Genomic DNA, 12494 nt, shown 5'->3' on the forward strand with positions numbered 1-12494 from the left:
TATAAACTATTATTGTATTAAATATGCCTTTTTTTACGTTTCATTACAGGTTAAACGAAAACAGGTCCTCTTGTTACATTTAAGACAATTTTTATTTTTTTCAGTGGCCATTTTAATGGCTCTCTTGTTGGACGGTTGCTCAGCAGAGCGTAAGAATATTTTAAGCAAAACATATCATAATACTACCGCACGGTATAATGCATATTTCTATGCCAAAAAGAGAATTAAAGAGATCGAAGCTATTCTAAAAGAGAATATTGATAACGACTACAATAACATTTTAAGAATATATCCTGAAATTGACAGCACCCTTGCCACCACCTATCAGGACAAAATAGATGACTGCATAAAAAAAGCTTCCATTGCTATCCAAAGACACAAAAACAGTAAGTGGGTAGACGATAGTTACATATTTATTGGAAGGGCACGCCTGTACAGTCTTGACTATGTGAATGCTATAGAGACATTCAAATTCGTAAACACCGAAAGCGAAGATGATAACGCCAGGCATGAGGCGCTAATAAGATTGCTAAGAACGTTTGTAGACTATCAGGAATTTGAAAATGCTGTCGCTGTTGAGGATTACATCAAAAAAGAAAAACTCAATAAGCAAAATCAAAAGCTTTTATATTTAAATCAGGCTCATCACTATCAAGTGAAGGAAGATTTTGATAAAATGGTGGCCAATCTGGTATTAGCCGCTCCACTACTTAAAAGAAAGGATGGCAAGGGTAGAATATATTTCATTATTGGGCAGATTTATCAGGAGCTCGGCTTTGATGCAGAAGCCTTTAACTATTATCGCAAATGCCTTGCCAGCAACCCTGAGTATGAACTGGATTTCTACACACGGTTAAATATGGCTCAGGTGACCGAACTTGGTAAATCAAGTGATGTGAGAGCTGCAAGAAAAGTATTGAATAGCCTTCTCAAAGACTCCAAAAACAAAGAGTTCAAAGACAAAATCTATTTTGAAATGGCAGAATTTGAATTAAAACAAGGAAACCGCAATAAAGCCATTGACAACTTTGAGTCATCTATAGCCAGTAGCGTTGGCAATCAAAGGCAAAAAGGACAATCTTATTTAAGACTTGGCGAGGTGTATTATGATACCTTAAAAAGGTATGAGTTGGCGCAAGCTTACTATGATAGTGCCATTCAGGCTCTGCCTCAGGATTTCGAAAATATAAATGCCATAAAAGCCCGACAGCAAGTGCTCGGAGAGTTTGTTAAAAACCTCAAAACAATTGAAGTTCAGGATAGTATTTTGAGACTATCAACATTAGATTCAGCGTCTATAACAGCCAAATTGAATAACTACCTTGACGAGCAGGCGGAAAAAAGAAAAGCGCTACAAAAGAAGGAGGAAAGAAAAGCCAGAAGAACCCAGGCCTCAGCCTTTAACAGTAATTCAGGTATTAGTTCCACTGGATGGTATTTTGGAAATCCGTCCGCAGTAGCGCTGGGTCAATCAGAATTTAAGAGAATCTGGGGTGAGAGGCCATTGGAAGATAACTGGCGAAGATCAATTAAAGAATCAGTCCAATCCCTTAATGTAAACAACACCTCAGCAGAAGTAGAGGAAAATACAGATGTGGCCAATAGCCAGACCTCCGAAAATATTGATGCCGGAGCCAATTTGAATGCTTTATATCGAGAAATTCCATTTTCAGAGGAAGCCAAACAAGAGTCACTAAATAAAATAGAAGCAGCTTACTATGCTCTAGGCAATATTTACAAATATGATCTTGACGAAGATGCGAATGCAGCAGATGCTTTTAAGACTTTAATTACAAGATTTCCAGAAACAGAAAATAAACCAGAAGCCTTGTATCAGCTCTACCTCATATATAAGGAACTAAGTAATGAGGAATATAATATTTACAAAGACGCACTGCTAAATGACTTCCCAAATACTGTTTATGCTAAGTTAATAGCTAACCCTAACTATACAGAGGAAAGTACAGCTACAAATGAGAAGCTAAAGAAAATCTATGAGAAAGCCTATGGATATTTCAGCCAAGAGAATTATGATACTACATTATATATTCTAAATGATGCTCTGAGCAACTATGAAGAGACTGTTTTTACATCACGACTAAAGCTTCTAAAAATCCTGGTTACAGGTAAAACTGAAGATATTAATCTGTATCAATATCAACTGTCTGAATTTATTAAAAATAACCCTGACAGTGAAGTGGCTCCATATGCTGAGGAACTATTGGCAGCATCAAGAAGTTTTCTTGAACGCAAGCGCAAGCGCTTAGGGACCGAGTATGTAAAATATCTGGAACAGTCGCACTATTTAGTATATATATATGAGCTAGAATCAGGATTAACTGATGCCGTCAGCCAATCTATTGACAATTACAATGCTAAGCATGCAGGGCTAAATTTAAAAACCAGTAATTTAATTTTGAATGACGATTTGGCTATGATTTTGATCTCTGATTTTGAAAATAAGATTGACGCCTTTGAGTATTATTCAGATTTTGTAAAATCTGATCCAATAGATGAAGCTAAACGCAACTCAAAGTTTTATAAATTTGTAATAACAAAAGACAACTTCAATATCTTTTATCAAAGTAAAGACCTTGAAGCCTATTTAAAGTTTTTTGAAAAAAACTATATCAATGGAATTAATTGAAAAGCTAGGTAAACCAAATTCTAAAATTAAAATAGCATTTAAGGCTATATGGATACTGGCCATTACTGGGTTAATAGTATTGCCTCTCTATATTTTTACTGTGAGCATTGATTTAGGAGGCCTTTATGGTGGTATGCCGAGCCTTAAGTCGTTAGAAAACCCTGAAAATGACCTGTCTTCTGAGTTGATTTCTTCTGATGGTGTTTCGCTTGGAAGATACTATAGATATAATAGGAGTCAGGCTTTGTATGAGGAATTGTCACCACAATTAGTAAACACTTTATTGGCCTCAGAAGATCATAGATTTGAAACACATTCTGGTATAGACTTACAAGGACTTCTGCGAGCTGTAGCGGGGGTGCTCACTTTTCAATATGCTGGTGGTGGCAGTACTATAACTATGCAGTTGGCAGAAAATCTTTTCAACACAATGTCAGAAAATGAAGGCCTATTGTATAATGTGCCAGGTCTCAAGCAAATCATTATCAAAACAAAAGAATGGATAATTGCTGCCCGCTTGGAAAAAAACTTTACAAAGAAAGAAATCCTGGCAATGTATCTTAATACTGTATCTTTTGGTAGCAATGCATTTGGTATAAAAACAGCTGCTGAGACATTTTTTGCTAAAACCACTGATAGCCTGAACTATCAGGAATCTGCCGTAATCATTGGACTGCTGCAAGGCACAACAGCCTTCAGCCCAGTCTATAATTATGACAGATCGATAGCCAAAAGAAATCAGGTGTTGAATAAAATTTATCGTCATGGCCATATTGATAAAACCGAGCTAGACTCCTTAAAACAATTGCCTATTGACCTTTCTTCCTATGGCGTTTCAAATCATAATACGGGTCTTGCCACCTACTTTAGGTCAATGATAAAAACTGAACTGACATTATGGGCAAGAGAACACGGGTATGACTTATATGAAGATGGTTTGAAAATCTATACAACCATAGACAGTCGAATGCAAAAATATGCAGAGGAAGCCGTTGAAAAGCACATGGCCGATCTTCAAAAAGTATTTAATGAGCATTGGAAAGGTCAAAATCCATGGCGCGATCTACAAGGGAGGGAAATTCCTGATTTTCTGGAAAACCGCTTTAAAAGCTCTGAACATTACAGGGCACTTGTTAAAAAATATGGTGCAGGAAATGACTCCATAAAAATTGTTATGAACCTACCTCGAAAAATGACTGTGTTTTCCTGGGAGGGTGAGATTGATACTGTCCTAAGTCCGCTAGATTCTGTAAAATATTACAAACATTTCCTGCATACGGGTATGATGTCTATGGATCCGCACTCAGGACATATAAAAGCATGGGTAGGCGGTATTAATCACAAGTATTTCAAGTATGATCACGTAAGACAGGGTAAGCGTCAGCCAGGCTCAACATTCAAACCCTTTGTATATGGCGCTGCTGTTGAAAATGGATACCCACCTTGCTATGAAGTTCCTGATGCTATGGTAACATTTCAGGTTGTGGGTGATCCTCCGACATGGTCGCCACCTAATCATGATGGTACTTATGGCTCTGGTGAATTAATGACCATCAGACAAGGACTGGCAAGATCTGTAAATACTGTGACGGCCTTTTTAATGCAACAAATTCAACCACAAAATGTAGTAGACTTTGCACATCGGGTAGGTATCGAGAGTGAGTTAGAAGCCGTTCCCTCTTTGTGTTTAGGTGTAAATGACGTATCTATTTTCGAATTGGTTGGTGCATATAGCACCTTTGCCAACATGGGGATATCGACTAAGCCGTATTATATCAGCAGAATTGAAGATAAAAATGGCAATGTCATCGAAAATTTTGTTCCTAAAACAAAACAAGCGATAAGCCCTCAAACGGCCTATAAAATGCTGTATATGCTTAGAGGTGGAGTAGAAGAGCAGGGTGGAAGTTCCCAAGGCCTAAGCATGGAATTGAAAATTGACAATGAGATTGGAGGTAAGACAGGAACAACGAACAACGCCTCGGATGGCTGGTACATGGGTGTAACTAAAGACTTGGTATCAGGAGTGTGGGTAGGCGGTGACGAAAGGAGTATTCATTTTAGAAATTGGTCTTTAGGGCAGGGATCAAAAACAGCGCGCCCCATCTGGGATCAATATATGCGCAGTGTTTATAGTGACCCTACTTTGGGTTATGAAAAGGGTAAGTTTCAGCAGCCCCCGGGAGGAATAGATGTTGCTTTGGATTGCAGTAGATATGGCACCGTTAATTCGGACAGTACCGTTGTTGAAGAACCTGCCTGGGATCCGAATAGCATAAACTAAATGAAATTCTCAGGTTATAATCTTAACCAGAAAAACATTCTTCCTAACTCACCAGGGGTTTATAAATTCTTTAATGAGGCTCAGAAGTTAATATATGTTGGTAAGGCGAAAAGCCTTAAGAAAAGAGTTGCCAGCTACTTTAATAAGAGCTCTAACATCAATAGGAAAACCCTTAAGCTAGTTAGTGAAATCAGGTATTTTGACTTCACTATAGTTAGTAGTGAATTTGATGCCCTCCTTTTAGAAAATAATATAATCAAGGAAGAACAACCTAAGTACAATATTCTCCTTAAGGATGATAAAACATTTCCCTATATCTGTGTTGTCAACGAACGATTTCCAAGAATCATTACCACCAGAAAATTAAATAAATCCAAGGGTGAATTTTTTGGCCCATATTCGAGTGTTGTTGCCATGAATAATGTTCTCGAACTGATCAGAAAACTTTATACAATCAGAACTTGTAAGCTTAACTTATCAGAAAATAAAATCAACAATGGAGATTTTAAAGTCTGCTTAGAGTATCATATTGGAAATTGCCTCGGCCCATGCGAGGGACTTCAAACAGAAGACAGCTATAACCAAGATATCAGCAGTGCAAGAAACATATTGAAGGGTAACCTCTCTGTTGTTAAAAATCATTTTGCCGAAGCAATGAATACCTATGCTGGTGATCTTCAATTTGAAAAAGCGCAATCGGTAAAGGAAAAGATTGATCTGTTGGAAAAATTTCAATCTAGGTCTACAGTAGTAAATCCCAAGCTTTCCAACATCTCAGTATTCTCAATAGTTTCTGATGAAAAAAATGCATTCATTAATTTTCTTAGTATTCACAATGGTGCTATAACCACAGCTCAGACCTATGAAATTAAAAGAGCGCTTGACGAGTCAGACGAGCAGATACTTGAAACAGTAGCATTCAACCTGCTAAGAGAAGAAGGAGAAATTAAAAAGGAAATATACAGCAATATACCCTTTACAATTGGTGATATAACGGCAAGCGTTCCTCAGATAGGAGATAAAAACAAGCTTGTGAAACTTTCATTGAGAAATGCACTTGAATTTAAAAAGAACAAGATTTTAAGTAAACCTATACATGATAAATCCATCCTGATTCTAGAGCAGCTAAAAAAGGATTTAAGATTATCAGAACTACCAAAACACATTGAATGTTTCGACAATAGTAACATTCAAGGCACTAACCCGGTGGCATCAATGGTTTGTTTTAAAAACGGCAAGCCATCAAAAAAGGATTACAGGCACTACAATATTAAAACAGTCATTGGCCCTGACGATTTTTCCTCAATGAAAGAAGTTGTGGGCAGGCGATATAAGAGGCTGGTTGAAGAAAATCAGCCTCTACCCCAACTCATTGTTATTGATGGTGGTAAAGGGCAATTAAGTAGCGCCTGTGAGGCGCTTAAAGCTATTAACCTATATGGTAAAATACCCATCATTGGAATTGCCAAAAAACTAGAAGAAATATATTACCCCGAAGATCAACACCCATTACACATAAGTAAAAAATCTTCTTCTCTTATGCTGCTTCAGCGTCTTCGGGACGAAGCCCATAGATTCGCTATTACTTTCCACAGGAATAAAAGAAGTAAATCAAGCATTACAAATGAACTAACAAATATTGAAGGTATAGGGCAAAAAACTTACGAGCAGCTTATATCTAAATTCAAATCGGTAAAGAAACTTAAAATGGCCAACAAAGAAGCCCTAACGGAAGTAGTTGGAGCCAGTAAAGCGAATAAAATCTGGAAATACTTAAAACAAAAAAAGGAGGCCTAAGCCTCCTTTATGTTATATTACTTTGAGAGCTATTAGTACTCCCATAAATTGTGTTCCTTTTCCATTAATTGCATTTCCCACCATTCAGATGCCATTACAGCCTCCTTACGGTTTTTATACATATCAATGATCGGATCATCATCTGGGTTTTCAAACTTAAACAGTGACGCTCTAAATAACCTCAAAGTAAATGCGTCAGCAAAATTCTTGTTTTCAGCGCTATTATACCTGTTTATCCAAATAGCTGATTCAGGGTGGTCTTTAAATACATTGTACAATTCTTTGTACTTAAATACTCCCAAAGGCTTTTCTACACCATCTGCTGTTTTATCACCAGGAATAAATAATTGAATCGATTGAATTTGATGATACAATCTTGATCTTCTTCTATCAAAGATTACATCCTCCATAATTCTCATCTTACTTATATCCCTTGGAAGATAATTAACAGCAGCTCCAGCTCCTGGGTTTGGCTCCCAATCATCCGGATTATCAGGAGTAGAGTAAACCTCATCAAATATGGCTGTATAAACCATGCCGTTGTAAGAAACTCTATCACCTTCGTAATATGTAGCTCCATTTTCCCATGCAGGGAATTCCTGACCTTCCAATTGAACCAATGACTTCATAAAGTCATCTTTAGTCATTTTTGTTTTTAAAGAATCGTTTACATATATCTCGCTTATTTCTCCTGATTTAACAGCATTAAGCAGAAATAACGTAATCTCACCACCGCGAGCAAAAAAACCTTTATTTTGCTTCTCTTTAAGGTCAATATTTCTCCACACTCTTCTTTTGAAAAGGTGCTCATACCTTGCAATAGGATCTATCGAGTTCGGATTGTATTGTTCTACATCTCCCAACTGAGCCCACGCAGGCATTGACAAGAAACTTGCCATTAAAACCAACAAACAATTCTTCAACTTAAACATCATTCTTATTAGTTAATTGGAATACTATATATAGTAGTCAAAGGTTTTACTCTTTCATTCTCACCAGTATAAGTTCTGCGAGTAACATTCTCTACTTTAATAATCAACTGATCACCAGGTCTGAACTGACTTCTCCATGAGGTAAGATTAACGGTTTCAGATGAAAAATTCTCCACTTTAATCTGTCGTCCAGCTCTTGCCAATTTAACTTCAACCCTGGATACTCTGTATCTAGCATCATTAGGCACTTCTCTGGCAAAGTTTTCCTCAGCCTCTGCTGCCACTCTAACCTCTGTTAAAGCACCGCCACTTACACCTTTTTCAAAGTCAACTTCCCTACCTCTGTTAGTAATCTTAATATTTGGTGGTGGCACCTTTTTAACATCAAAGGTCTCCGTTCCAAGTGTACTCCCAGCATTGCTAACCGTTAACTTAACTTTGCTTCTTCCTTTAGGCACTACTGTTATCAATCCTGCTCTGTTACCTTTTACAATAGAAGCATCTCCAGAAGAGAATGAAGGATTATAGTTTGTACCTAGGGCAGGAACCTGAACATCAAGCTCATTACCACAATTCATATAAAGTGCAGATAAAGCTGCAGATCTAACCTGAATTACTGGTTTTACAACGAAATATTTGTGGGTAATCTTGTAAGTAGAGTCATTTAATTCAATTTCAGCTTCAAAACTTTTTTCTGCAGTCAAAGTTTTCGAATCATAGTTACCAGCAGTAGCTGTAAATTCTATTTTACCATACTTGATACCTGCCTCATTCGCACTAGCTTCTACTTCCTTATTATCATACATAAATGTAGGATTAAGGCCAGAGGCAGATGCTGTAATAAACAATTCTGCTTCAAATTTAGCACCTGCTGCAACAGTATTAGAAGCTGGTCTTACCAAAGGAACAATTTGATCAAATTCTACATCTTTTGCTCCTACTTGCTCAGCTAAATCACTGAGTGCTCTCGATTCATAATTTAACACCTCAGTCTCTAGGTGACTAATGGTAGCCATACCAGCAGCAGTCGGTGTCTTCATAAAGTAATAATCTTCGAAAGTTTTATTCTGCTGATCAGGATCATTTTTAGCAATATCTATATCCTTAGCATCCCTTGCCAAAGGCGTAAAAGCATCGCCAGTCAATTCACCTAACTTCTTGGAATATTCATTCAACTTTTTCTTTAATTCAGCTCCGTTACCCTGTGTTACCATAAAGCTACTAACGATTTCATCGTCTTTAGCACCAACTAACTGTCCATTCTCGTCCTTTCCTCCGGTAATCTCAACGAATTGGTCACGAAGGCCATTCATGTACTTCTTAAGCTCAGCCGTCATTTCACGAACTTGCTTAGCCTTGTCCAGAGCCTTCTTATCATCAGGTCTGTTACCTTTTTTCTCAACTTCTGAGGATATTGCTGAAACAAGGCCTACATTCTTCTCAACGATTTCTGCGCCTTGCATTTGTAAAGCCTCGTCAATAAAAACGAATTTCTCGAGAACGGAATTACTTACCTGTAATGCTAACAAGGCAGTTAGCACCAGATACATCATTCCGATCATCTTCTGTCTCGGGGTTTCTTTTCCGCCTGCCATTCTATTTAAATTTTATTAATGAATAAATCATAATTTCTAATAAACAAACCTTAACCTTTAGGCTGGTTTGGAGATCCACCTCTCATTGCAGTTAGCATATTGCCATATACATTATTAAGAGATGTTAAATTACCAGTAAGTTTATCCAACTCGTTGGCAAAACGCTTGGTGTTTTCACCTGCACTTGTCATTCCTTCAAGAGCCTGAGCCATATTCGTGTAGAACTTGTTCATAGCTTTCACGTGGCTGTCAGAATCTTTTAACTCCATTTCGTAAACAGCATTCAATGCACCAAGATTTTTGGTAACGTTTTGAATTTGAGAGTGATATTCTTTAGCGTCTTTAGATGCATTTGCCATTTCCACCATTGCGTTAGCAGTAGTAGCATATGATTTATTCATTTCTAACAATGATTGAGAGGCGGTTTTTACATTCTTAGCGTAATCGTTAGTGGCAACTGCAGCGTCTGCCAGATTTGACATTTTAGAAGCTGAATCAGCCATATTTCTCATACCTTTTCCAAGGCTATCGATCAATTCAGGGCCAATTTTTGCTTTTTCCAACATTTTGTCAATCTCTTGGGTTGGTGAAGCACCAGAGGCAGCTTTATTTGAAATTCTTGGTGCAGCAGTAGGTCCATCATAGTCTTCTGCTAGTTCAGGATATACTTTTGACCAATCTGGTTCTGCGTGTGGTGGTTCAAATGCACTTAGGAAGAAAATTCCAGCTTCCACAGATAAACCAATCATAAGCATTTCATTGGCACCAGGAAGGTGAAGTATTTTAAATAATGCACCGATAATTACAACGGCAGCACCTATACCATATACCTTAGGCATAATGGTCTTATACATAAGTTCTGCAAATCCGCCTTTCTTTTTACTCATTGTCTTAAGGTTTTAATTTAATACTAGTTAAGTTTAATCTAATTGGTTGATAAAATCAAATTTAAAATTCAGCTCCTGATGATCTACCCAAGTGAGTCATAGCATTTCTGAATCCTATATATGCTCTAGTTGAATCTTTAAATTCGAATGTTCTTGTTCCTGTCTCTAAATAATAAGCCACATCTTTCCATGACCCTCCTCTTATAACCTTCTTAGGTATAATGTCAGGATTGTATTTAGGGTGGTTAGGGTCAGTTCTCTTCTCAATATACTGTGGATTTAAGTCCCATACTAATGGAACAGATGCTGGATTGAAATCATCAAGACACCACTCAGAAACGTTTCCTGCCATATCATACAATCCATAGTCATTGGCAAAGTATGAAGCTACAGGCGCAGCATAAGCAAAACCATCATCATAGAAGTTACCTCTTCCTGGCTTGAAGTTAGCTAACATACAACCTTTAGAATTTCTTATGTATGGATTACCCCAAGGATACTTGGCCATATCCCTTCCTCCTCTTGCAGCATATTCCCATTCGGCTTCGTTAGGCAGACGGAAAGACGGCATTGGAACTTCTCCAACACTTCTTCTATAGTCAGCCCAATAAGCAGTTCTCCATTTTGAGAAATAAACCGCAGCTTCCCAATCAACACCTACAACAGGATAATCATCATAACCAGGATGCCAGTAGTAATAGTCCATAACAGGATCACCCATATGGTGAGCAAAATCCTTAACCCATACAGTAGTGTCAGGATAATAGTCTGCCATGATTTTGTCTTCTCCTAATACACTTATAGAGTCCTGCATCAATAAATCAATAAATTGACGGTACTCATTATTAGTGATTTCGGTATCGTCCATATAAAACTGGCCGATAGTAATCTGTTTGTTGAAGTTTATTTGTGTTGAAGCAGGATCTTCATCTGCCTGACCCATGTGAAAGGTACCTGCAGGTATTGGCATCATTCCATATGGCTGCACCATCACCCAACCTTCACGGCCAGGCACACCTACCAACTCCCCTTGGTCACCACCACCTCCGCCACCTAGGCCGAGAAGACCGCAACCCCCCAATAATGCTGATGATAACAACACCAACGAATAGAAGAATCTCCTAATTAGTATACGCATAACACTTTATCTTTAATCCTTTAACTACCATTCAGTTAAAGCCAACAAGTTTAGTTCAAATTTCAAAGTGGAAATATATAAAAAAAAATCTATTTAAAATCTTTGATTAAGGTTTTTCAGTCTTCGAATTTTTAAAATTTATTTTACAAATTGTATAATTTATTACTAAATCCAAAATTTTTCATTTGTTAATGTCTGAACCTTGGAGTTCGTACTACCTTCTTACCAGTTCCAGGGTTAACAGGCAATTGATAACTTAACAACACTTCATGTGTTGTGGCCTGTTTCGCATCCTGATCCTTGATTACATAACCGAAGGAATAGCCAAAGCTCAACGACTTATCCTTCAAAAAATTGTATCCCAACAAAATATTCACATCATCACCTTGTCTAAAAGATGCGCCTCCCCACATAGTATCTTTATAATAAGCCAAACCACCGATAATAAAACTGTATTCATTAAAGTCAGTTTGCACTAACATGGATGGAGAAAGCTTTAAATCAAAATTAACATTATGTATGTATCCTAAAGTTAGATAGGCATGATTTTCAAGAGCGTTTCTAACATTATTTACTCCAAAATCAAACTCAGACTTTAATACGTGATTAAATGATGCTCCAGCATAATACTTCTCTGACCTAAAGTAAACACCGAGTGCCATATCAGGCCTTACCTGAGATTCCTTACCATTTTTGTCAATCAGGGCAGGATCATCAGGCTGGATTGCCCTGTACTGATCATAGTCTATGGACTGAGAAAAAACCCCTGCTCTAAACCCAAAGCTTAGCTTAGAATTCTTAATGCCCAAATGATAAGCATAAGACATTTGAACTTCAAGGTTATTCAACGGCCCCAGATTGTCATTAACTATATGAGCTCCAAAGCCACTTCTAAACTTATATATAGGAGTAGTGACACTAAACACCTGAGTTTGAGGAGCACCTCCATCATCAAATGTAGAAGCATAACCTGCCCACTGAGTCCTATGAAGAAGTGTTATTTGGGTAATTCCTTCAGATCCGGCAAAAGCTGGATTATAATACAACATGTTCTTCATATAGTATGAGAACTGTGCATCTTGTTGAGCCAACGCATGCTGAGCGTTAAAAAAAATGGCTCCTAACCATATGTAAAAAATAAACTTGCGCATATACAAAGTCAAAAGCAGTCTTAAATATAAGGTTTTTTTGACAATAGATTCAAATGGTTAGCT

Annotated in this window: 8 protein-coding genes; 3 read left to right on the plus strand and 5 right to left on the minus strand. The window is 37.5% G+C overall.

Annotated elements, in window-relative coordinates:
- The first annotated feature begins 115 nt into the window (after nt 1-115).
- From porW to uvrC, 3 genes are read left to right on the plus strand one after another with little or no spacing between them, the layout of a single operon-like run.
- Nucleotides 116-2647, plus strand: coding sequence for a type IX secretion system periplasmic lipoprotein PorW/SprE (porW, locus tag RIB54_RS20780; RefSeq protein ID WP_350102788.1), 2532 nt, complete (start codon nt 116-118; stop codon nt 2645-2647).
- Nucleotides 2634-4931, plus strand: coding sequence for a penicillin-binding protein 1A (locus tag RIB54_RS20785; RefSeq protein ID WP_350068946.1), 2298 nt, complete (start codon nt 2634-2636; stop codon nt 4929-4931). The genes porW and RIB54_RS20785 overlap by 14 nt, the downstream gene beginning before the upstream one ends.
- Entirely contained in the window at nt 4932-6728 is a 1797-nt protein-coding gene (uvrC, locus tag RIB54_RS20790; protein WP_350102790.1) for an excinuclease ABC subunit UvrC, read from the plus strand.
- A 32-nt stretch (nt 6729-6760) separates the two neighbouring features.
- Here the strand turns inward: uvrC and porN are convergent, their stop codons facing one another.
- The 5 genes from porN to RIB54_RS20815 form a co-directional block, all read right to left on the minus strand.
- Nucleotides 6761-7663, minus strand: coding sequence for a type IX secretion system ring subunit PorN/GldN (gene porN, locus RIB54_RS20795; protein ID WP_350068952.1), 903 nt, complete (start codon nt 7661-7663; stop codon nt 6761-6763).
- A gap of 5 nt (nt 7664-7668) precedes the next feature.
- Nucleotides 7669-9255, minus strand: a complete 1587-nt coding sequence (gene porM / locus RIB54_RS20800) for a type IX secretion system motor protein PorM/GldM (RefSeq protein ID WP_350102792.1) — start codon at nt 9253-9255, stop codon at nt 7669-7671.
- Nucleotides 9256-9305: 50 nt separating this feature from the next.
- Nucleotides 9306-10142, minus strand: coding sequence for a type IX secretion system motor protein PorL/GldL (gene porL / locus RIB54_RS20805; protein ID WP_350068958.1), 837 nt, complete (start codon nt 10140-10142; stop codon nt 9306-9308).
- A 61-nt stretch (nt 10143-10203) separates the two neighbouring features.
- A complete protein-coding gene (porK, locus tag RIB54_RS20810; RefSeq protein WP_350068961.1) occupies nt 10204-11280 on the minus strand; it encodes a T9SS ring complex lipoprotein PorK/GldK in 1077 nt (358 codons plus the stop codon).
- 188 nt (nt 11281-11468) lie between these two features.
- Nucleotides 11469-12431, minus strand: a complete 963-nt coding sequence (locus tag RIB54_RS20815) for a PorP/SprF family type IX secretion system membrane protein (RefSeq protein ID WP_350068964.1) — start codon at nt 12429-12431, stop codon at nt 11469-11471.
- Nucleotides 12432-12494 lie beyond the last annotated feature (63 nt).

The organism is Fulvivirga sp. (assembly GCF_040218215.1).
In the GTDB taxonomy this organism is placed as follows: Bacteria; Bacteroidota; Bacteroidia; order Cytophagales; family Cyclobacteriaceae; genus Fulvivirga.